14 protein-coding genes and 3 pseudogenes are annotated in these 21852 nt (G+C 55.2%); 9 read left to right on the top strand and 8 right to left on the bottom strand.

Annotated features, from left to right (window positions below):
• Nucleotides 1-37: 37 nt before the first annotated feature.
• Nucleotides 38-3927: pseudogene (gene hrpA, locus O1Q98_RS03620) on the top strand (ATP-dependent RNA helicase HrpA).
• Nucleotides 3928-4008: 81 nt separating this feature from the next.
• Here hrpA and O1Q98_RS03615 read toward each other — a convergent pair.
• From O1Q98_RS03615 to rstA, 4 genes are all read right to left on the bottom strand, one after another.
• Nucleotides 4009-4833: a trypsin-like serine peptidase gene (locus O1Q98_RS03615; protein WP_125259175.1), complete on the bottom strand. Its 825-nt coding sequence runs from the start codon at nt 4831-4833 to the stop codon at nt 4009-4011.
• 376 nt (nt 4834-5209) lie between these two features.
• Nucleotides 5210-5917, bottom strand: a complete 708-nt coding sequence (gene asr / locus O1Q98_RS03610; protein ID WP_125259176.1) for an acid resistance repetitive basic protein Asr — start codon at nt 5915-5917, stop codon at nt 5210-5212.
• Nucleotides 5918-5992: 75 nt separating this feature from the next.
• The gene (rstB, locus tag O1Q98_RS03605; protein ID WP_125259177.1) at nt 5993-7348 is read right to left on the bottom strand and encodes a two-component system sensor histidine kinase RstB; all 1356 of its coding nucleotides are present in this window, start codon (nt 7346-7348) and stop codon (nt 5993-5995) included.
• A complete protein-coding gene (gene rstA / locus O1Q98_RS03600; RefSeq protein WP_125259178.1) occupies nt 7345-8088 on the bottom strand; it encodes a two-component system response regulator RstA in 744 nt (247 codons plus the stop codon). The genes rstB and rstA overlap by 4 nt, the downstream gene beginning before the upstream one ends.
• Nucleotides 8089-8162: 74 nt before the next feature.
• Between rstA and O1Q98_RS03595 the strand changes: the two genes are divergently transcribed.
• Together O1Q98_RS03595 and O1Q98_RS03590 are read left to right on the top strand one after the other, a co-directional pair.
• Nucleotides 8163-8288: a hypothetical protein gene (locus O1Q98_RS03595; RefSeq protein WP_269975662.1), complete on the top strand. Its 126-nt coding sequence runs from the start codon at nt 8163-8165 to the stop codon at nt 8286-8288.
• An 86-nt stretch (nt 8289-8374) separates the two neighbouring features.
• A complete protein-coding gene (locus O1Q98_RS03590; protein ID WP_125259179.1) occupies nt 8375-8797 on the top strand; it encodes a hypothetical protein in 423 nt (140 codons plus the stop codon).
• Between the two features lie 62 nt (nt 8798-8859).
• Here O1Q98_RS03590 and dauA read toward each other — a convergent pair whose 3' ends face one another.
• Both dauA and chaA read right to left on the bottom strand, forming a co-directional pair.
• On the bottom strand, nt 8860-10572 hold the full coding sequence (gene dauA, locus O1Q98_RS03585; protein WP_125259269.1) for a C4-dicarboxylic acid transporter DauA: 1713 nt from the start codon (nt 10570-10572) through the stop codon (nt 8860-8862).
• Between the two features lie 241 nt (nt 10573-10813).
• Complete coding sequence (chaA, locus tag O1Q98_RS03580) at nt 10814-11914, bottom strand: sodium-potassium/proton antiporter ChaA (RefSeq protein ID WP_125259180.1); 1101 nt, start codon at nt 11912-11914, stop codon at nt 10814-10816.
• Nucleotides 11915-12432: 518 nt separating this feature from the next.
• Between chaA and O1Q98_RS03575 the strand changes: the two genes are divergently transcribed.
• The 6 genes and pseudogenes from O1Q98_RS03575 to O1Q98_RS03550 all read left to right on the top strand — a co-directional run bounded on the left by O1Q98_RS03575 (nt 12433) and on the right by O1Q98_RS03550 (nt 18620).
• Entirely contained in the window at nt 12433-13110 is a 678-nt protein-coding gene (locus O1Q98_RS03575) for a gamma-glutamylcyclotransferase (protein WP_125259181.1), read from the top strand.
• Nucleotides 13111-13443: 333 nt separating this feature from the next.
• Nucleotides 13444-14487 carry an ABC transporter permease gene (locus tag O1Q98_RS03570; protein WP_125259182.1) on the top strand — a complete coding sequence of 348 codons (1044 nt, stop codon included), beginning with the start codon at nt 13444-13446 and terminating at the stop codon, nt 14485-14487.
• Nucleotides 14484-15347, top strand: coding sequence for an ABC transporter permease (locus O1Q98_RS03565; protein WP_125259183.1), 864 nt, complete (start codon nt 14484-14486; stop codon nt 15345-15347). The genes O1Q98_RS03570 and O1Q98_RS03565 overlap by 4 nt, the downstream gene beginning before the upstream one ends.
• Nucleotides 15334-16174: pseudogene (locus tag O1Q98_RS03560) on the top strand (ATP-binding cassette domain-containing protein). The gene O1Q98_RS03565 and the pseudogene O1Q98_RS03560 overlap by 14 nt, the downstream one beginning before the upstream one ends.
• Complete coding sequence (locus O1Q98_RS03555; protein ID WP_125259185.1) at nt 16167-16850, top strand: ABC transporter ATP-binding protein; 684 nt, start codon at nt 16167-16169, stop codon at nt 16848-16850. The pseudogene O1Q98_RS03560 and the gene O1Q98_RS03555 overlap by 8 nt, the downstream one beginning before the upstream one ends.
• Before the next feature lie 147 nt (nt 16851-16997).
• Nucleotides 16998-18620: an ABC transporter substrate-binding protein gene (locus O1Q98_RS03550; protein WP_125259186.1), complete on the top strand. Its 1623-nt coding sequence runs from the start codon at nt 16998-17000 to the stop codon at nt 18618-18620.
• Between the two features lie 35 nt (nt 18621-18655).
• On the opposite strand, the pseudogene O1Q98_RS03545 reads toward O1Q98_RS03550, so the two are convergent.
• Together O1Q98_RS03545 and O1Q98_RS03540 are read right to left on the bottom strand one after the other, a co-directional pair.
• Nucleotides 18656-19946, bottom strand: a pseudogene (locus tag O1Q98_RS03545) (chloride channel protein).
• Between the two features lie 289 nt (nt 19947-20235).
• Entirely contained in the window at nt 20236-21783 is a 1548-nt protein-coding gene (locus tag O1Q98_RS03540; protein ID WP_125259188.1) for a methyl-accepting chemotaxis protein, read from the bottom strand.
• Nucleotides 21784-21852 lie beyond the last annotated feature (69 nt).

The following is a 21852-nucleotide window of genomic DNA, read 5'->3' as shown; positions in this document are numbered from 1 at the left end:
CGCCTGTTGAGTTGCCAGACGAGTTAAGGATTGCACCGTGACATCACCTCTCCATGCGTTAGAACCTGAACTGAATGCCCTCATGCTGCGCGATAAGCAGCGTCTGCGCCGCCGTTTACAGGGGGCGATGAAAGTGGGTAACGCCGAGGCGCAGACGGCCATCGCGCAAGAAATCGGCCAGGAGATAGCGCGCGCGCGCGCGCAGGTAGCGCAGCGTCAGGCATCGTTACCCGCGATTCATTACCCAGAGTCATTGCCGGTTAGCCAAAAGCGCGCGGAGATTCTGGCGGCGATCCGCGATAATCAGGTGGTGATCGTTGCCGGGGAAACCGGGTCGGGGAAAACCACCCAGTTGCCGAAAATGTGTCTGGAACTGGGGCGTGGTATCACCGGTGTCATCGGCCATACCCAGCCGCGTCGGCTGGCGGCGCGAAGCGTTGCCGATCGTATTGCACAAGAGCTGGAAACCACGACTGGCAACACCGTTGGCTATAAAGTGCGCTTTAACGATCAGGTCAGCGACACGACGCTGGTTAAACTGATGACCGACGGTATTTTGCTGGCGGAAATTCAGCAAGACCGGCTGTTGATGCAGTACGACACGCTGATTATTGACGAGGCCCACGAGCGCAGCCTCAATATTGATTTTATTCTCGGGTATGTACGGCAACTGCTGCCAAAACGCCCGGATCTCAAGGTGATCATCACCTCTGCAACCATCGATCCGCAGCGTTTCTCTCGCCATTTTAATCACGCGCCTATCATTGAGGTTTCCGGGCGAACCTATCCGGTAGAGGTGCGCTATCGCCCGGTGGTTGATGAGGCGCAAGACAGTGATCGTGATCAGTTGCAGGCGATTTTGGATGCGGTGGATGAGCTGTGCCACGAAGGGCCGGGCGACATTTTGGTGTTCATGAGCGGCGAGCGTGAGATTCGCGACACGGCAGAGGCGCTCAATAAGCTCGACCTGCCGCATACCGAAGTGCTGCCGCTCTATGCCCGGCTCTCCAGCCAGGAGCAAAACCGGGTGTTTCACTCCCACCACGGGCGGCGCATTGTGTTGGCGACCAACGTGGCGGAAACCTCACTGACGGTGCCGGGCATTCGGTATGTGATAGACCCCGGTACGGCGCGCATCAGCCGTTACAGCTATCGCACCAAGGTACAGCGCCTGCCTATCGAGCCGATATCGCAAGCCTCGGCCAATCAGCGCAAAGGGCGGTGCGGGCGTGTCGCGGCGGGTATCTGCATTCGTTTATATGACGAGCAGGATTTTCTCTCGCGCCCGGCCTTTACTGACCCGGAGATCCTGCGCACCAATCTGGCGTCGGTTATTTTACAGATGACGGCATTGGGGCTTGGCGATATTGCGGCGTTTCCTTTTGTTGAAGCGCCGGATAAACGCAACATTCTTGATGGCGTTCGCCTGCTGGAAGAGCTCGGCGCGATTGACACTCGCGAAGATGGCCAGTACCGCCTGACGGCACAAGGGCGGCAACTGGCGCAATTGCCCATCGACCCGCGCCTGGCACGGATGGTGCTGGAAGCGCGAAACACCAGTTGTGTGCGCGAAGCGATGGTGATTACCGCTGCATTGTCGATTCAAGACCCGCGCGAAAGCGTCCGGCAGAGAAAAAGCAGGCGGCGGAAGAGAAACACCGTCGCTTTGCCGATAAAGACTCGGATTTTCAGGCTTTCGTTAATCTGTGGGATTACCTGCAAGCGCAGCAAAAAGCCCTGTCCTCGAGCCAGTTTCGCAAACTGTGCCGCACCGAGTACCTGAATTATCTACGGGTGCGCGAATGGCAGGATATCTACACGCAATTGCGTCAGGTCGTGAAAGAGCTCGGTTTCCCGGTGAACAGTGAACCGGCGGATTATCGCAGTTTGCACTGCGCACTGTTGACCGGGCTGTTATCACACATCGGGCAAAAAGATGTCGAAAAACAGGAGTTTAGCGGTGCGCGCAATACCCGTTTTGCCCTGTTCCCCGGCTCCGGCTTATTCAAAAAACCGCCCAAGTGGTCGATGGTGGCTGAACTGGTGGAAACCAGCCGCTTGTGGGGGCGCATTGCCGCGCGCATTGAACCGGAGTGGGTAGAGCCGCTGGCCCAGCATCTGGTGAAGCGCAGTTACAGCGAGCCGCACTGGGAGAAAGCGCAGGCGGCGGTGATGGCGCAGGAAAAAGTGACGCTGTATGGCTTGCCAATTGTGGCGGCCCGGAAAGTCAATTACGGCACGATTGACCCGGTAGTATCGCGCGAGCTGTTTATCCGCCATGCGCTGGTGGAAGGCGACTGGCAAACCCGGCATGCGTTTTTGCGCGCCAATCAGGCGCTGCGCCAGGAAGTGGAAGAGCTGGAAAACAAATCGCGCCGTCGTGACATCCTGGTCGATGACGACACGTTATTTGCGTTTTACGATCAACGGTTGCCGCAGGATGTGGTGTCCGGGCGTCATTTTGATAGCTGGTGGAAGCAGGCATCGAAAACCAACCCTGACCAGCTGAATTTCGAAAAAGCCATGCTGATTAAAGATGGCGCGCAGCGCGTGAGCGCATTGGATTACCCGAATTACTGGCAGCAGGGCGATTTGCGTTTACGCCTGACTTATCAGTTTGAGCCGGGGGCCGATGCCGATGGCGTGACGGTACATATTCCGTTGCCGGTGCTCAATCAGGTGCAAGAAGAGGGGTTTGAATGGCAGATCCCAGGGCTTCGCAGCGCCTTGATTGTGGCGCTGATAAAATCGCTGCCCAAACCGGTGCGGCGTAATTTTGTCCCGGCGCCCAATTATGCCGACGCTTGTCTGGCGCGTGTCACACCGCTGGAAAAGCCGTTGCTGGATGCGCTGGAGCGCGAGCTGCGCCTGATGACCGGGGTGAGTGTCGATCGCGACAGCTGGCAATGGGATCAGGTGCCGGATCATCTGAAGATGACGTTCCGCGTGGTGGATGATAAGCACCGTGCGCTGCGCGAAGGGAAGAGCCTGCGTGCGTTAAAAGAGCAATTACAGGATAAGGTGCAGCAAACGCTGTCGGCGGTGGCGGATGACGGCATTGAACAGCGGGATCTGCACATCTGGAGTTTTGGCTCACTACCGGAATGCTATGAACAGAAACGCGGCGGTTATTCGGTTAAAGCCTATCCGGCGTTGGTCGATGAGAAAGACAGCGTCGCCATTCGCCTGTTTGACTCGCCGCACCAGCAGCAGCAAATGATGTGGCGCGGCCAGCGTCGCCTGTTGCTATTGAACATTCCTTCACCGATTAAATACCTGCATGAAAAACTGCCTAACAAAGCCAAACTCGGGCTGTATTTCAACCCGTATGGCAAAGTGCTGGAACTGATTGATGATTGTATCGCCTGTGGCGTGGATAAACTGATGGCACAGGCCGGTGGCCCGGCCTGGCAAGAAGCAGATTTTCGCCAGTTGCATGAGCGGGTGCGGGCGGAGCTCAACGACACCGTGGTTGATATTGCCCGCCAGGTTGAGCAGATTCTGACGGCGGTGTTTACCATCAATAAACGTCTTAAAGGCCGGGTGGATATGGCGCTGGCGCTGGCCCTTGGCGATATTAAAAGTCAGATGAATGGGTTGGTGTTTCGCGGGTTTGTCACCGATAACGGCTGGCAGCGGCTGCCGGATGTGCTGCGTTACCTGAACGCCATTGAGCGGCGGCTGGATAAACTGGCGCAGGATGTTCACCGCGATCGCGCGCAAATGCTCAAAGTGGGGCAGGTGCAACAAGCCTGGCAGCAGTGGCTGAACAAACTGCCGCCAGAGCGACGTGATGATGAGGAGGTGAAAGCCGTCCGCTGGATGATAGAGGAGCTGCGCGTCAGTTATTTTGCCCAGCAACTCGGCACACCTTACCCGATATCGGATAAACGCATCGTGCAGGCGATGGAGCAAATTGACGGTTAATCCGGTGTCGTCATCCCCGCAATCGGCCATGTCTGGGCGATTGCGGGGAGACGAGCGCGCGCGGGTGAGGGGTTGTGCGTTTTAACGCTCAACCCCTTTGGACATCGTTGCCAATGTCTGGTGAATGGCGCTCACCGCAACGGCACGGTTATCGTCCTCATTGCGCTCGCTGGCATCCGGGGCGGAGCTTTGAATCGCGACCAGCACCCAGTTTCCGGCCGTTTTCAGCAATAGCGGCGATCCGCTATCGCCCGGTAGCGTGTCACACTGGTGCGCCAATACCGCGTCGTCTACCCAGCCGGTTATCAGGCAATTCTGGTGACGGTACAGCTCGTCTTGATGATCTTCAGGGTATCCCGCCTGAGTCACCCGCTGTTCTGCCTGCGTTAACGCGGCTTTGAATTCATCCTGCGTGCCTTGCCAGAGTGGTAAAGGGCGAATGCCCGGCGGGGTGTCTTTGAGGTGAATTAAGGCAAAATCCCACGGTGCAGCTTTGGGCGGCACTATCCAACCGTCGCCGTCGGCTTTCAGTAACTTACCGAGTTTTTTATTCGACAGCGCGCTAATCTGGCTGGTTTCATACTTCCATCCCTGCTCTGCGGTGGCCATAAAACGCAGCGCAACCGGTTTATCCGGCACGCCGGGCGGCGCGACAAGGCAATGACCGGCCGTAAGCGCCAGATGTGGGGAAATTAACGTGGCGGTGCAAAGATTGCCGCTGGCGGTTTCCAACTGGCCGATTGCCTGCCAGGGCCACTGGCTGGTGTCAGTGACCTGGTCACGATCATCATGGTTAAAGAATAGGGTTTGTTTTTCTTGTTCCGTCATTGTTGACGAGTCGCTATCGGCCCAGACGAAGGGGGACAGCATGATTAGGGAACACAGTAACCAGGCGGATATGCGCATGAATAACGAGCCTTTAAAAAATGAAATACCGCATATTAAGTCATCAATCCGGTACTCACACAACATGCCTGAGTAAGGCAGAGAAGGCGGGTGTGTCAGGCTTGTGTTGGTCGAATGAATTGAAGACCCGATGTCTGATTTGCTTACGCTTGTGATGTGACACCCACTTAAAGGAAAAACAACACAATGACCAGCGCGCAGATAAGCAGGAGGGACAACATAATTTCGAATGAGTAACGCCGCAGCATTATTCAGTCCTCCATGAAACAAACACCCGGCGAACCGGGTGTTTGATAACGCTATTGTCAGGTCGGTAGTAGAGCGATATTGCGGTTACTACCGTGGAACCATGACCATTAATTATCACTTTGGTGAATTAAGCGGCAGTTGGCGCTGCGGCTTTCGCTTTTTTAGCTTTTTTCACTTTCTTGGTAGCCTGCGCTTTCTGGGCGGCAGGTTTTTTAGCTTTTTTCACTTTCTTGGTGGCCTGCGCTTTCTGGGCGGCAGGTTTTTTAGCTTTTTTCACTTTTTTGGTAGCCTGCGCTTTCTGAGCGGCAGGTTTTTTAGCTTTTTTCACTTTTTTGGTGGCCTGCGCTTTCTGAGCGGCAGGTTTTTTAGCTTTTTTCACTTTTTTGGTAGCCTGCGCTTTCTGAGCGGCAGGTTTTTTGGCTTTTTTCACTTTCTTGGTAGCCTGCGCTTTCTGAGCGGCAGGTTTTTTAGCTTTTTTCACTTTCTTGGTAGCCTGCGCTTTCTGGGCGGCAGGTTTTTTAGCTTTTTTCACTTTTTTGGTGGCCTGTGCTTTCTGGGCGGCAGGTTTTTTAGCTTTTTTCACTTTTTTGGTGGCCTGTGCTTTCTGGGCAGCAGGTTTTTTGGCTTTTTTAGCTTTTTTCTTTGCCTGAGATTTCTGTTCGGCCTTTTTCTTCTCTACTTTTTTTACCGGTTTTTTGGCGTCGTCAGCTTTTGCTGGCGCGGCGGCAGCAGGCGCGGCGGCAGGAGCAGCAGCCGGGGCAGTGGTGCCAGCGGCAAACGCGACGGAGGACAGACCCAGAGCCGCACCTGCGATCATCACTAAAAACTTGTTCATCTTAAATTCCTCATCATCCAGTTTAGGTTTCGAACCCTTAGGTGGCCCGATGAATGAAGCATAGGAGAACATAAGCTAGCGATCTGTGAGTGTTTGGTTTCCGCGTGTAACGGATTGTACAATCCCATCGGCGGTGAGTGAGGTGGCCGGTTTTTGCTCGATGATCGGCCAGCAAAATTTAAAGCGCGCGCCACCTAACGGGCTGCTATCAACGGAAATCGTGCCTTGATAGGCGCGCACAATCGCAGAGACAATCGCCAGCCCCAACCCACAGCCGCCGCTGCTGTTTTCTATTCCGGCCTCAAGGCGGATAAAGGGTTCAAATACCGACTGGCGATCTTCGGGGGCGATACCGGGGCCGTCATCCTCGACTTGCAGACACGCGGTGCGTGCATCAAGCGTTAACCCAACGCGCAGGCGTTGTTGGCAAAACCGTAATCCGTTATTGACCAGATTATTCAGTACGCGCTCCATCAACCGGAGATCGACATAACCGAAAGGGTGGTGGCTATTGATATCCAGTTCAATGTGCTTGTCATCATGCACCAGACGAAAATCGTCAATACGTTTTTGCAGCCACTGCGATAAATCGATCGCTTCCAGATGCAGCGTCACCTGTGGCCGGTCAAGGCGGGCATAGGTCAGGAGTTCGTCGATTAACCCTTCAAGTTGCCCAATATCACGATTGATAGCCTCCTGCTCGTCGTCGCTCAGGTTATCGCTCATGGCTAAACGATAGCGTAACCGTACCAGAGGGGTACGCAACTCATGGGCAATGTTGTCGATGAGTTGCTTTTTACTGCTGATGAGCTGATTGAGATTATCCGCCATGCGATTGAACGCCACGCCAAGACGAAACAGGCTTGAGGTGTTATCAAAATGGGTGCGCTCTTCAAGATGGCCATCACCGAGGCGCTGGGCGGCACTTTCTAGTTGCAGCATCGCTTTCCAGTGCGGGCGCATCCACAAAAATACGGGTAGCGCCAGCGACAGGCCAATGAGCACCAGGAACAGTAAATTGACCAGCCGGATTTCATGCAAAAAGAACAGATACGGAATCGGCCCGACCGCCAGAACATAGTGGCTACGGGGAATGCGTTGAATAAAGGTGTATTCGTCATCCAGTGCGACGATTTCGCCCTGAATCAAGCGCTGTTGTGCCTGATTACTCAGGTGATATTTACTGATAGGTTCGATGTGAAGCTTAAAGGAGAGGTTCAGATCCATCTGGTTGATGGTTTTGTGCCACTCGCGTGGCGGAATGGAGCGCAGCTCGTTATTAATCAGGTACAGCGAGCTTTTCATCAGGTCATCCATTGACTGGCGGCCCGCCCGCTCGGCGGTCACTTTGTACACCAGCCCCACCATCAGCGTCATGACCAAAAAACTGGCGAAGAGCAACAGAAAGAACTGTACGAACAGTTTTTTCATGGCGTGATCGTCTCCCAGGCATTGGGGGCAAACAGATATCCCTTGTTACGTACGGTTTTAATGCGCACCGGCTCTAGCGCATTGTCGTGCAGTTTTTTGCGCAGCCGGGAAATCGCTACATCAATACTGCGATCCATCCCGTCATAGCTGACGCCGCGCAGGGCTTTTAACAACGCTTCCCTGTCCATGATTTGCCCGGCATGGGTCGCCAGTAGCCAGAGTAAGTCAAAGTCGGACGTTGACAGGGCGATGTTTTCATCAGCCAGAGTGACATCCCGGTTGACCGGATCGATACACAACAAACCGAAATGCAACGATTTGTGTACCTGAACCTGTGTTTGTACCGGCTCGTTTTTCTCTGCCGTTGGCTGCGGTGTGTTGGCGTACTGACGAAAATGCAGCCGCAGGCGCGCCAGCAATACCGCCGGTGGCGTCGTTTTCAGTATATAGTCATCCGCACCCATCTCCAGCGACAGAATATGGTTCATGTCGCTGTCGAGCGACGTGAGCAACACAATCGGGCCGTTGAAGCGTGGACGCAGCTCCCGGCAGAGCGTCATGCCGTCTTTACCGGGCAACATAATGTCCAGCAACACCAGGTCCGGCTGCTGCTGATCGATGAACGCCAGCGCGTTATCTCCGCGCGGCTCGATGCGTACGTCAATATCATGTTTACCCAGGTACGCGGCGATAAGCTTGCCAACCTCTGGATCATCTTCAACAAAAACCACTCTATACATGACATTCCACTCAAAACAAACGGCCAACCACATCGGTGGATATTACTGCGTGGCGACTAAACCATGGCTAACGTATGCGCGCCAACATCACACAGCAAAAAATACCGACGCAGCAAAAGGCACTGATGCAAGGTGCGCTGGATCGCATTGCCAGCAGAAAAATCGTTGCTTTCGCCCGATCGCTCTACAATTATCGGTGACACTATACCTTAATAATCCTTTTTACGTTGTAATGGTTAAGATGAAAAGGCGTCGCGCTGACGGTTTGACGGAAAGGAGAGAAAGGATGGAAGCGGCTCGTTCTGGGCCTGTGGGCTCCCCGGAAAAAATATGTATCGATTATACCGCCTACCTTGGCGCACTGTGCCGCAAACGCTGGCGTTTTACCGATGCGTTGTATGGCGTATTGCCTGTTTTCGGCATGGTGACGAAATCCACCGGGCAACCGCAGATTAGCCGCAACGACAAACTGCATGAACTGGCGATGCAGGTATTATCCACCCAGGCCAGTGATGAAACCAATCTTGCGCGCTTAATCGCGCTGGCGCAGCAGCAAGGGGTTGCCGAACTGGATATCCGGCTGCCTTATGCGCTCTCTGGCGAGCAATTGCAGGCGATAGACTCGGCCTGTCGTGATTATGCACTGGCGTTAACTCAGCAGGCCGAGTGCCTGTCGGTGCGTCGGGCATCGGCCCTCGTTCACCCATAGCGTGCGGCACACCGGGGTCTGTATCGCCCCGGTGTGGTAGGGCGTATGTGTGGTAGGGCGTATTAGCGCTCATCCGCGCTGTGCGGCGCGGTGTCATGTAACGCCTGCTCAAGCGTCGCGCAAAATACCAGCCGATTAGCGATAGGCGATATATTAGCCCGTGCCAGCGTCTTTAACGGCTGGAACGGAATATCAGTAATAATCAGCTGTTTCTCCGCCGGCAGTAATTCAACGAATCGCCGAAAGGCATTGAGCCCACCGGCATCCAGCACCGAGACAGCATCCCATTGCAAAATCACGGTCGGATAAGGGGCGGCTCGCTCCATTAATTCGCTAAACAGGCGCTCGGCGGCAGCGAAGAACAATGGCCCGTTGATGCGCAGCACCAGACGGTGGTCGGCCAGCGTGCCCGGCAACTCACTTAACCGGGTCATGCGGGCAACATTGCCCATAAACAGCAGGGACGCCAGGACAATCCCGACGGTAATGGCTATCACCATATCGAACAACACGGTGAGGGCCATGCACAACAGCAGAACCAGAATGTCGTCACGCGGCGCACGGCGCAGAATATCCACCACCTTATGTGCTTCACTCATATTCCAGGCAACCAGCAAGAGCAGCGCCGCCATTGCCGAAAGCGGCAGATAAGAGAGCCAGGGGGCGAGCACCAACAGCGAGAGCAGTACCAGCAGCGCATGGATAACGGCGGCTATCGGCGAGTTGGCACCCGCGCGAACGTTGGCCGCCGAGCGGGCGATAGCAGCGGTGGCGGTGATGCCGCCGAAAAATGGCGCGATAATATTTCCTATGCCTTGTCCGAGGAGTTCGCTGCTCGGATGGTGTTTCCGCCCCGTCATGCCATCGAGCACCACTGCGCACAGCAGTGATTCAATCGCCCCGAGCATCGCCATTGAGAATGCCGCAGGCAACAGCTGCGACACGGTGTGCCAGCTGACTGTCGTGGTGTGCCCGTCTTGCGCGGGTAGCTGCCAGGGCAGTATAAACTGCGGCAAAATAGCCGGAATACCTTGCCCGCGAGCGCCGTCGGCCAGCAGGTAACTGAACTGGGAACCAATGGTGGCAACGTCAATATGAAATGATGACAGCGCGGCCATCACGGCGGTGCCAGCCAGCAGCGCAGGCAGGTGCCCCGGAACACGGATGCCGAATTTTGGCCAGACAATCAGCACCAGCAGCGTGGTTGTGCCGATTAAGGTGTCGCCGATATTCAACGTCGGTAACGCCTGTACCAGTGCGATCACTTTTTCGGTGTAGTGCTCAGGCACATGGGTCAGCGTCAGGCCAAAAAAGTCTTTTACCTGCATGGTGGCAATGGTTATCGCAATACCGGAGGTAAAACCGAGCGTCACCGGCAGCGGAATATATTCAATCAACCGACCCAGACGGCACATTCCCATCAGCACCAGAAAAACGCCGGAAAGCAGGGTGGCAAGCAACAACCCTGAGAGGCCAAATTGCTGGGAGACCGGATAAAGAATGACGACAAAAGCGGCCGTCGGGCCGGATACGCTGTAACGAGAGCCGCCGCACAGCGCAATAACCAGCCCGGCAATCGCAGAGGTATAAAGGCCATACTGTGGCGGAACACCGCTGGCGATCGCCAGGGCCATGGCCAGCGGAATGGCGATAATCCCGACAGTAATACCGGCAATAACATCATGGATAAAACGAGGCAGCGTGTATTTTTCCCGCCAGCAGGCTTCAATTAGCGCACTGAACGGTCTGATGCCGTTAATTCGGTGTGATTTCATGGAAAAACAAGACCAGGCAATGAAAAACAGGCGGGTCGATAGCGGCCCGTCACGGCCAGAGCGAATACCTATGGCGCGGAGCATCAGGCGGGGCACCTGTACCGCCCGGCCAGCGGTACCGTTCAACGCCGATACCATACGCCTGTTTTTTGATGCAGATCCAGCGGTAAATCAAGGGAAAAGCGCTTTTTCCCGCCATGTTATCAACCGATGGGCGAGGCGGTGAACGCCCGCCCATTACTCAGAGCATGATGGTCATCAGGTAAGCGACAAATAATGCCAGATGTGCGCTGCCGTTCAGGACGTTGGTGCGCCCGGTCGAAAACGAAATATGGCACAGCACCAGCACGGTTAGCATGACCACGATGTGCGGCATGTCGAGCGCGAAATCGAGCGTGCGGCCAGTAAACGTCGCTATCAGTGTGACAGCCGGTACAGTGAGGGAGATGGTCGCCAGCACCGAGCCGAAAAACAGGTTCATGGCGCGTTGAACCTGATTACGCAACACCGCAGTAATCGCGCCCAGCCCTTCCGGGGACAGAATCAACAGCGCCACCAGAAAACCGGTGAACTGTGCCGGTGCGTGCATGGCGTCGAGCAATCCTTCGAGCTGTGGCGAGTCCATTTTGGTCACGCTGATGACGGCCACCAGATGCACCAGCAACCAGCAGGTATGCCATAACGTGCTGTGGGCTGATGGTTTACCGTGGTGCGGGTCGCCATCATCGCTTTCATCTTCATGCTCATAAACAAACAGGCTCTGGTGCGTTCGGGTCTGAATCAACAAGAAAACGCCGTACATCATGGCGGAAAGCAGCGCGATGATAATGGATTGCGTAACGGAGAAATTGCCTTGCGGCAGTGAGGCCGGAAACACCAGTACCAGCACAGCCAGTGGGAAAATGGCCATCAAATACTGTTTGATTCCCCCCAGATTCACATATTGCGTCGCGAATTTTCGTCCGCCGAGCAGCAACGCGAAACCAACCAGACCGCCACTGACTATCATGATGATGGAGTAGAGCGTATCGCGCATCAGCGTGGGGCCCGCATCGCCGGTTGCCATCAGCGCGGAAATCAAACTGACCTCCAGAATCACCACCGACAGGCTCAGGATGAGTGAGCCATAGGGCTCGCCAAGACGATGCGCCAGCACGTCGGCATGGCGCACCACGCTAAAGGCGCTCGCCAGAATACCGATAAGCGCCAGCAGGTTAATGCCCAGCATCGCCGCCAGTGAGCGGTTATCTCCCCATAAGGCCAGCACCAGGAGTGCCAATAACGGGAACAGCAGGGTGTATTCGTGGTGACGGGTTTTTACCGCCTCGCAGGAGGTTGGCATGGTTGTCGCTCCTTATGCATGATGATGGTCTGTTACCTGAATATTCAGCATAGCCTGTCTGATGCGTTATCAGACGGAAAGTAAATGAGGGGGTTTTACTGCACTAATAGTGCATTTTGTTGTATTAATTTCTATGTCTTTATTTTTTGTTTAATTTTAATTCAATTCATTGTTTTTTAAAAAAATTAATATTTTTAATTTTAAAATAAATAGATTTATTTTGGTTATTATTTGTTTTTATGTGTCTATTTTTATGGTTTTTGATTGATAAATCAAACGTAATGTTACTTTTTACAAAATCTGACGTTTTGCACCGGCGGTTTGTGTCTTTACGACCAAAAAAACACGCCGCGATGATACGGGCCTGATGCCTGTATTTCACTTTTCTCGTAAAGGTTAGCGATTTTTTGCCGTAGAAATAAACAATACCTGCGTTGATTACAGGGTTGAATATCGGTCAAAATGAGCGCTGGCGCGATAGTCAGAGAGTGGGAATGTTTTGGTGAGGGCAGTAGGTAGTGTTAACGCGTGATTTTTTGCAAAAAGCAGATTGTAAAACCTCGTTTGGCAAGATTGATGAATCCTTATTGCTGACCCCGCAGCAACGTGCTGCGTCACTGGCGTGTACGTTAGCTTCTCGCCCCGATCGAAGCCCGGTGTGGGTATTTGGTTACGGTTCGTTGATGTGGAACCCGGTATTTGACGCCGAAGAAGCGTGCGTTGCCACGCTCACCGGCTGGCATCGTACCTTTTGCCTGCGCCTGACTGCCGGGCGGGGCACGCACAGTCAGCCAGGAAGGATGCTGGGCTTAAAGCCGGGTGGTGAAACCACCGGGCTTGCCTACCGTTTGCCGGAGCGCTCATTGCAAGAGGAGCTTGAGCTATTATGGAAACGCGAAATGCTCACCGGCTGTTACCGCCCGTTATGGTGTGAATTACAACGTCATGACGGTGAGCCGCTGACCGCGTTGGTGTTTGTCACCAACCCTGAGCATCCGCTATTGGAAGCCGATACATGCGTGCATAGCATCGCGCCTCTCATCGCGCGTGCCAGCGGGCCGTTGGGCACCAATGCGCAATACCTGTTTGCTCTGGAGCAAGAGTTACAGCATTACGGTATGGCGGATGCCAGCCTGACCGAGCTGGCGCAGCGAGTGCGCGAATTGCAGCGTGGTTTTCCCGCCGAGCCTGCATAGCCTGAATGCCGTGACCGAATACCGTGAGAGAGATAAGCGGTTATCAAGACAGACAGATTATCAAGACAAATAGACCATCGCGGCAGTTCGGCCTCATCACCTATCGCGCTGCTTTGGCAGCGGCAATCGCCCGACGCGTTTAGCGCTGGCAGCCTGGGATATTCAATACCGTTGCTTAACGGTTCATCCCGAAGACCCTGTAGTTGTCTATATGGGTGTCTATATAGCTGTCTGCATAGTTGTCTATACCGCATCGCGGGCAGTGGTGATACCATGCTGCCAACGTATCACGTCCCGGCGTCGCCGTTCTGGTGACAGACAAGGCCTGCGCGAATGAATGCATTTTTCCAACCCTTATGGGGAGCGCTGTCTCGCCCCGGCCGTATGCTGGGCGCTATGGTATCGCTGTGTCTGACAGTGCTTGGCCTACTTTTTTTTACCTTTCTGCTGACGCATCTGGCACCGATTGATCCGGCGTTACCTGTTGCCGGTGAGCACGCCAGTGAATCAACCTATCAACAAACCCGCCAACAGCTTGGGTTGGACCACTCGCTGTGGTTGCAATTCTGGCATTATCTGAGCGCCTTGTTACACGGTGATTTCGGCACGGCGCGCACCACTGGGCAACCGGTGTTGCAAGATTTGCTGCGTACTTTTCCCGCCACCTTTGAATTGGCCAGCTGTGCCATCGTCATCGGGTTTATCGGTGGGATTACGCTTGCGTTGATTTCCGCGCTGAAACCCGGCGGCGTGCTCGATCACCTGATGCGTTTTATCGCCCTGATAGGTTATTCCGTGCCGGTGTTTTGGATAAGCCTGCTGTGTTTATGGCTATTTTACGCCCACTGGAACTGGTCTGCCGGGCCTGGACGATTGGATGATGTGTATCAATACAGTGCCGAGTGGCCAACGGGGTTCGTGCTGCTGGACAGTTGGCGCAGCGGCAATTCTGCCATGCTGCGTAATGCGTTGGCGCATTTATGGCTGCCTGCCGGCGTTTTAGGGTTAGTCGCGATGGCGGGCATTGCCCGTATGCTACGTACTGCCATTCTGGAAGAGTGCGGAAAGGAATATGTGATGCTGGCGCGCTCGCTGGGTGCCAGCCCTCTGCGGATATTGCTGTTTCACGTGTTGCCAAACATCCATGCGGTGATGATAACGGTGTTGATGCTCTCTTATGCCAGCCTGCTGGAGGGCGCCATATTAGTCGAAACGGTCTTTTCCTGGCCGGGTGTCGGCCGTTATCTGACAATGGCGCTGTTTGCTGCGGATATACCAGCGGTTCTCGGCGCAACCTTGTTGATTGGCATCTGTTTTATTGTGCTGAATACGCTGGCCGATGCGTTGATTTTATTGCTGGACCCCCGCACCCGATGAGATACCTGTCACCTTCTTATGCAACCCGTCCGGCGCGCCGCCGCTGGCAGCGGGTCATCAACAGCCTGAATATCTGTCTGCTGTTGCTGGCGCTGGTGGTGTCCGTGGCGCTGTTTGCGCCCTGGCTGGCTCCCTCAGACCCCTATGTTCAAAATGTGATGCAACGGCTGCATCCACCGAGCGCGTCACACTGGCTGGGCACCGATGGTTTTGGCCGCGATGTGCTCTCCAGAGTCATCTACGGCACGCGCCCGGCGCTGATGATGGTCGCGCTGATTCTGCTGATAACCATCCCGGTTGGCTTACTGGTGGGTATTGTCGCCGGTTATGTCGGCGGATGGACTGACCGGCTATTAATGCGCCTGACCGATATTGCGCTGGCGCTGCCTGGGCTTGTGATTGCATTAGCGCTGGTTGCGGTGATGGGGCCGGGAATATGGCACAGTGCGTTAGCGCTGGCGTTGACGGCCTGGCCGCAATTTGCACGGCAGGCGCGGGCTGAGGTGATGGCGTTACGCCGCAGCGATTTTCTGGCCGCCGCCCGCATGCAGGGCATCGATGGATGGCGGCTGATGTATGGACAGATGCTGCCGTTATGCCTGCCGGGGGCGTTAACTCGAGCGGCAATGACGCCGGGTAACATGATACTGGCATCGGCGGGTCTGGGTTTTCTTGGTGTCGGGGCTCCGCCGCCGATGGCCGAGTGGGGCGCGATGGTGTCAGAGGGCAGCAGCGTGATGTTTGAGCAGTGGTGGGTGGCGACGGTGCCTGGCGTGGCGATTTTCCTCACCAGCTTACTGTTTAACCTACTGGGCAACACATTGCGTGACCGACTGGACCCGCGTTATGACAGAAACTGAACCATTGCTGTTGGATATTGAACAACTGTGTATTGAGAGCGATGTGCCTGATGCCGCCCCGCTGGTTTCAGGCTTGTCGTTTACCATGCAGCGTGAGCGAGTCGCGTTGGTGGGGGAGTCCGGCGCGGGTAAGTCGTTGCTGGCCTGCGCGTTGATGGGGCTGTTACCGCCGAGCTGTCGTTTGCGTGCCGAGCGCTTGATGATTGCCGGACAAAATGTCATGGGATTGAGCGCCCGGCAGTGGCGGCAATTGCGCGCCCGGCGTATCGCCAATGGTGATGCAAGGCCCGAAGCAGGCGCTTAACCCGATGCGGACTCTCGGCTGGCAGTTAGAAGAGCCGCTACGATTGCATACCGCGCTGTCCCGACGTGAGCGACGTGAACGGGTGCAGGAGAGTTTGAATGCGGTGGGGCTGACCGGGCCGGGCGATGTGCTGCAAGCGTATCCGCACCAGATTTCCGGCGGCATGGCGCAGCGGGTGATGCTGGCAATGGCGATGATTACCCGCCCCGATTTACTCATTATCGATGAGCGCACGTTTGCGTTGGATCGAGAAACCCGCGTACAGGTGCTCTCGCTGTTGGATCATTTACTCCACAAGCATCGCATGGGGCTGTTGTTAATCAGTCACGATCTGCCGCTGGTCATGAACCATTGTTCGCGCATCGTGGTGATGAAAAATGGGCAACGCGTGGATGAGCTGCCCGCGTCGCAATTACCGCACGCCACGCATCCCTACACGCAGGCGTTATGGCAATCCCAACCGGGGTTGCACACGCGCGGAAAGCCGCTGGGGCCGAAACCGCAAGAGATGTTGTATGAATAACGTACTGGCTGTCACGGCACAGCATCTGTGTGTGGCGTATGGTGAGCACGGAAAACGCCACCCGATTATCCATGATGCCAGTTTTAGTCTGGCGCAAGGCGCATGTCTGGGCGTTGCTGGCGCATCCGGGAGCGGGAAATCATCGCTACTGTGGACGCTGGCGGGGCTGAATGCGTGCTGGTCAGGTGCGCTGACGTTGCTCGGGTGCCCTATTACACCGGGCCGTCCTTTTGCTGCGCCGCTGCGTTACCGGGTGCAAATGGTGTTTCAGGAGCCGTGCGCGTCACTGCATCCTCGTTACAGTGTGTATAAAACGCTGAGTGAACCGCTAAAGCGTCAAGGCGAGATGGATATCGACGGGCAGATAGGGCAACTTGCCGAGATGCTCGGGCTGCCGGTGTCGTTATTGGCGCGCTACCCGCATCAGTTATCTGGCGGGCAGTGCCAGCGGGTAGCGTTATTACGCGCTTTATTGCTGCGTCCGACATTGCTGTTGCTTGATGAGGCCACCTCGGCGCTGGATACATTAGGGCAGGCGCAGGTATTGAATGTGCTAAGTACGCTGCGTGAGCAAGAAGGGTTGACCATTATTCTGGTCAGCCATGATTGCCACGTCGTACAGCATATGTGCGATCAACTGCTCTGGCTGAAAAACGGGCGTTTACAGCCGGGGTGAGCAAACGTTTTCTTTGCCGTTATCTGCAATACCGCGTCCGCAACAGCGCGCGGCTAACGCATAGCACTACACCGTATTAGCACTACATCGTATTCAGGACGCCGTTGCAGGCGCATTGGCAGCAGTCAGGATAGACAGGACCACACAATGAGAAAGGCATGGTTGGCGCTTTGGCTGACAATCACATGGCTGACCGGCATACCCGCCAAAGCCGCAACGCCGGACAATACCCTGGTGGTCGCCATCTCTCTGAATGGCGTTCTCAGCTTTGATCCCGCCGAAAGCTTTGAGAGCGTCAGCAACAGCTGTCTGGATGCGCTTTATCAGGGGCTGGTAAAAGTCAATCGCACGCAACCGACGATGCTGGCCGCTGATTTGGCGTTGTCCTGGCATGAGGGGCACGAGCCAAATAGCCTGATTTTCAGCCTTGATCCGAATGCGGTGTTTGCCTCTGGCAATCCGGTGCTGGCGGATGATGTGGTTTACTCATTGCGCCGTGCGGTAACGCTCAATAAGACGCCGATTTTCATTCTCAATGAGCTGGGGTGGCGAGCGGAGAATATGGATGAGCAGGTGCGCAAAATTGACGATCATCGGGTCGTGCTCCGCTGGGCTGGCAACCTTGGCAGCGATCGGGTGCTGCATCTGTTATCTTCGTCCGTGGCGCGAATTGTGGACAGCAATTTGCTCAAGCAACACAGTCAGGACGGCGATTGGGCGAATGTCTGGCTGAAAACGCACTCGGCAGGCAGCGGTAGCTACCACATTCGGCACTATTACCCACAGCAGGCGCTCTTGCTGGAGCGTAATCCTTACGCGGCACACCCGCCCAGACTGCCTCAGGTTATCTTGAAAGATGTCGCAGACCCTGGCGTACGGCGTCTGCTATTGCTGCAAGGCGATGTGGATGTGGCCTACGATCTCGGTGCCGATCGGTTCAGCGCGCTGGAACAGCAGCCGGGCATCAATGTGAATGTGGCTGACGGCGCGAAAATTTATTACATGGGCTTCAATACGCGCGATAACGCGTCACCGTTTCTCGGTCATCCGGCGTTTTGGCAAGCGGCGCGCTGGCTGGTGGATTACGCAGCGATTGCCCATCGGTTGCTCAAACATCAATATCAGGTGCAGCAGAATTTTTTACCGCGCGGGTTTGACGGGGCGGCGAGAGATAAACCCTTCCATCTTGATGTCGCGCGGGCGAAGCGGATTTTATCGCAAGCCGGTATCGCCGCAGGTAGCCGGTTTACGTTACTGGTTGTCAATCAACCGCCGTATGTTGACATTGCGCAGGCGTTGCAAGGCAGTTTTGCCCTGGCGGATATTCATGTTGATGTACAGGCTGTGGTGGAAAGTGAATTGTGGACACGTATGCGCAGCGGCCGCTTTCAGGCGGTGCTGACTTACTGGGGCCCGGATTATATCGACCCCAATAGCAATGCGAGTGCGTTCGCTTACAGTGTACCGGGCGGGCCGAATACGCTGGCATCGCGCTTAGGTTGGCTGGCGCCCGCGCTCAGTCAACTGACCCGCAGCGCTTCAGCGGAGCGCGATCCCACGCAACGCCGCGAGTATTATTTACAGTTGCAGCAAGCGATACGAGAGAATTCGCCATTCGTTATCCTGTTGCAAGGAAAACGGCTGGTGGCGGTGCGCAATCATGTGCTCAATGTGCGCCAGGGCATTGAGAACTCGCTGCTCTACTTTGATGAAATTGAGAAATTTGATGAAATTGAGAAATTTGATGAAATTGAGAAAGCGGCCCCTTAAGCGGCGGCCGCCTGCTTACGGCTTATCGCCGTGGTTTATCGGCAGCGCTGAAAAAAAGCCGTTTTTTCAAGACAGGCCTGCGTCGCCACGGCACCGGTAATGCACAGCGCAATCGGTACGATAAAGTCGGCCTGAAGATGCGTAAACTCCATGATCAACACCAGGCTGGTCATGGGCATTTTCATCGATGCGGCTAAGAAAGCCGCTGCGCCAATTACCGCATAGGCACCCGGTTGGTTATGCGGGAATAACACCGACCATAGCGCACCGAATACCAGCGCCAGCAACGCGCCGTTAGCAAGGCCGGGTGTCAGTAATCCGCCTTGCGCACCGGAACGCAAACTACTCCACTGAATGAAGACTTTACCGACCAATACCATGATGGCCAACCCAACCGGCAACTGGCTGGTAAAGCTTAACTCTGCGGGCCCTTTACCGTTTCCGGCCAACGGCGGCAGGATGATGACCAGCAGGCCGAGCAGGGTGAAATTGAGCAGATTTGGTCAGAATAATACGTGAATGCCGGGGCGCATGTTGCCGCGCCTGACGCGTGATACGGACAAACAGGGTGGCGGCAACGCCAAATATTGGGCCGGTCAACAGGGCCCAGACCAGCAAATTGTCACTGACATCCAGCCGCATATTCAGGTGGTACTGGTATTCATTGCCTAATCCAAGACGCGCGATTAAGGCCGCCAGCGCACAGGTAAACAGGGCGGACAGAGTGGCTTTGAGGTGAAAACGCGCCAGCATCGCTTCAAGCACGAACAGCGCTGCGCCTAACGGCACATTGTACACCGCCGCGAGCCCACCTCCGGCGCCGCAGGCTATCAATAATCGGGTGTCTGGGGAGGAGAGGTTCAGCCAGTGCCCCAGACGGCTGGCGGCCAGTGCGCCGAGTTCACGCGGGGCGACTTCTCTTCCCAACGGCGACCCCAGCGCGACGGTAATGATTTGCAGCAAGGCATGAATGACCGTTTCGGCAACGGGCATCAGCGGTTTTTCCGCCTGAAGCGCGGCAGCGATACCGATCAATTTTCTCCCATAACGGTACAACGCATACCAGCCCAGTCCCGCTATCAGCCCCGCCCCCAACAGCGCCAGAACGCGGCGTAGTGGCGGGGCCTGCGTGACACCTTGCAGAAAACTTTCATCGCTGATGACCTTGTCCAGACTATAGCCGTACGCCAGATGCTGCACTTTGTGTAACAAGAGCGCCAATAGCATACCGCCAAGGCCGGACAGGACGCCGGTGAGCACCAGCGCCGCCATCATGCGTAACACGTTCACCAGGCGTGAACGCGGGGATATCATGACATCAGACATAAACACTTGCCCCGAAGAGAAAACATGGTCAATCCCCCGCCGGTAAAACAATCAATAACCGCAAAGGGGAGACGGCCATGTTACTGACGCGACTTCAACCGGGCGTCTCTGCACTGCAATGAGAGCGAAATACATGAGAGCGGAAGAAATACGCGCAGAATAAAGGCTATCGGCCCGCAGGACGAGTATGACGCTACGGGCCCCTGCGGGGTTCACACGGTGATGCAACGGCGTGGCGCTGGGCGTGGAAGAAAGCATGCGCCCCTGGCAGCGGGGCGCATGGCGTGTATTAACGAAAGACATGCAGAGCTTGCTCGAGCCGGTGTGCCTGCTGTTTGAGTTGATCGGAAGCCAAGGCGCAGGTGTTAACCTGGGTGGCATTTTGCTGGGTAATTTGCTCCAGTTCTTCCACGGCGCGGCCGATTTCCGAGAGCCCGACCGTCTGCTCTTTGGTTGAATCGGCAATGTGGGCGATTAACTGGCTAACGCTGTTTACCCGAGAGACGATATCCTGAGTGCTTTCGCCCGCCTCCCGAACGTGGCTGGAGCCGTAGCGAACTTGCGCCACGCTTGCTTCAATCAACTGTTTGATTTCACCGGCTGCGCTGGCGCTGCGTTGCGCCAGATTACGCACTTCGCCCGCGACGACGGCAAAACCTTTCCCTTGCTCACCGGCGCGCGCGGCTTCTACGGCGGCATTCAAGGCCAGAATATTGGTCTGAAAGGCGATGTTATCGATAATCGAGGTAATACCGGCGATTTTCTCCGAGCTGGCGACAATGCTGTCCATGGTTTTTTCCATCTCATGGATGACTTTACCGCCGCTGGTGGCGGCATTGCTGGCGGTTGCCGCTTGCTGGCTGGCTTCACGGGTGGTTGCGGTGTTGGTCTGTACGGTGGTGTTAATTTCGTTCATGGCCGCAGCGGTTTGCTGTACGTTGGCGGCGGTACGTTCGGCATGGCTATTCATATCCTCACTGCCGTGGGCCAGTTCGTCGCTGGCAGAGCGAATACTCAAAACCTGCATGCTGATATCATCCACCAACCAGCGGAACATTAACCCTAACTGGCCAATAGAGCGTTGAATCGCGCCAATTTCATCCGCTCTATCTTCATAGTGGATGGTGTTAGTGTTACCGGTGGCGATATCCAGCGCCTGCTGCCTGACGCGCTCAATCGGGTTGATTAATTGCCACTCTAATAACACATCAAGCACCAGCATCATCGCCGTCATAAAGACGCTGGAGATATAGAAATCCGAGTCAAAATTACTATGAATTGCCCAGAAGGTGACATAGCTGATAAGGGCCGCCAGCGCCATAATACCGCGCAACCGCCAGCGCATGGAGATCAGGCGAAAACGAGAAAAAATACCGCTCAGACCGCGTTTAAACAGTACCCCTTTGTGCAGTTTGATTTTACCGCGAGTATCTTCGCGCATGGTTTGATACAGCTTTTCCGCCGCTTCAACTTCCTGTCGCGCCGGTTGTGTACGTACAGACATATACCCGGTCGTGCGCCCCTGTCGCACAATCGGTACGGCGTTGGCGCGCACCCAATAGTGATCGCCATTCTTGCGCCGGTTTTTGACCAGCGCAGTCCAGGGTTCCTGATGTTTGAGCGTCTCCCACATATCGCGAAATGCTTCAACGGGCATGTCTGGATGACGAACAAAATTATGCGGCTGGCCTTCTATCTCTTCCGGGTCAAACCCACTGACCTCAATAAATGCATCGTTCGCGTACACAATATGGCTATTCACATCAGTAACTGACATGAGTGTCGCGTCCTTGTCGAAAATATATTCACGCTGTGTGACTGGCTGGTTATTGCGCATTTCAAGTCCTCTTAAAGATTATTTTTAGTCTGGACATCAGGTATCGCGATGAAAAAAACAAACAAACAA

Source organism: Dickeya lacustris (genome assembly GCF_029635795.1).
GTDB classification, from domain to species: domain Bacteria; phylum Pseudomonadota; class Gammaproteobacteria; order Enterobacterales; family Enterobacteriaceae; genus Dickeya; species Dickeya lacustris.
This window is presented reverse-complemented; position numbering and strand designations above follow the sequence as displayed.

What these genes read in the sequence shown, in the direction of transcription:
- O1Q98_RS03615 (WP_125259175.1), bottom strand. Translation starts at nt 4,833, where the DNA reads ATGCGCATATCCGCCTGGTTACTGTGTTCCCTAATCATGCTGTCCCCC.
- asr (WP_125259176.1), bottom strand. Translation starts at nt 5,917, where the DNA reads ATGAACAAGTTTTTAGTGATGATCGCAGGTGCGGCTCTGGGTCTGTCC.
- rstB (WP_125259177.1), bottom strand. Translation starts at nt 7,348, where the DNA reads ATGAAAAAACTGTTCGTACAGTTCTTTCTGTTGCTCTTCGCCAGTTTT.
- rstA (WP_125259178.1), bottom strand. Translation starts at nt 8,088, where the DNA reads ATGTATAGAGTGGTTTTTGTTGAAGATGATCCAGAGGTTGGCAAGCTT.
- O1Q98_RS03595 (WP_269975662.1), top strand. Translation starts at nt 8,163, where the DNA reads ATGCGCGCCAACATCACACAGCAAAAAATACCGACGCAGCAAAAGGCA.
- O1Q98_RS03590 (WP_125259179.1), top strand. Translation starts at nt 8,375, where the DNA reads ATGGAAGCGGCTCGTTCTGGGCCTGTGGGCTCCCCGGAAAAAATATGT.
- dauA (WP_125259269.1), bottom strand. Translation starts at nt 10,572, where the DNA reads ATGAAATCACACCGAATTAACGGCATCAGACCGTTCAGTGCGCTAATT.
- chaA (WP_125259180.1), bottom strand. Translation starts at nt 11,914, where the DNA reads ATGCCAACCTCCTGCGAGGCGGTAAAAACCCGTCACCACGAATACACC.
- O1Q98_RS03570 (WP_125259182.1), top strand. Translation starts at nt 13,444, where the DNA reads ATGAATGCATTTTTCCAACCCTTATGGGGAGCGCTGTCTCGCCCCGGC.
- O1Q98_RS03565 (WP_125259183.1), top strand. Translation starts at nt 14,484, where the DNA reads ATGAGATACCTGTCACCTTCTTATGCAACCCGTCCGGCGCGCCGCCGC.
- O1Q98_RS03555 (WP_125259185.1), top strand. Translation starts at nt 16,167, where the DNA reads ATGAATAACGTACTGGCTGTCACGGCACAGCATCTGTGTGTGGCGTAT.
- O1Q98_RS03550 (WP_125259186.1), top strand. Translation starts at nt 16,998, where the DNA reads ATGAGAAAGGCATGGTTGGCGCTTTGGCTGACAATCACATGGCTGACC.
- O1Q98_RS03540 (WP_125259188.1), bottom strand. Translation starts at nt 21,783, where the DNA reads ATGCGCAATAACCAGCCAGTCACACAGCGTGAATATATTTTCGACAAG.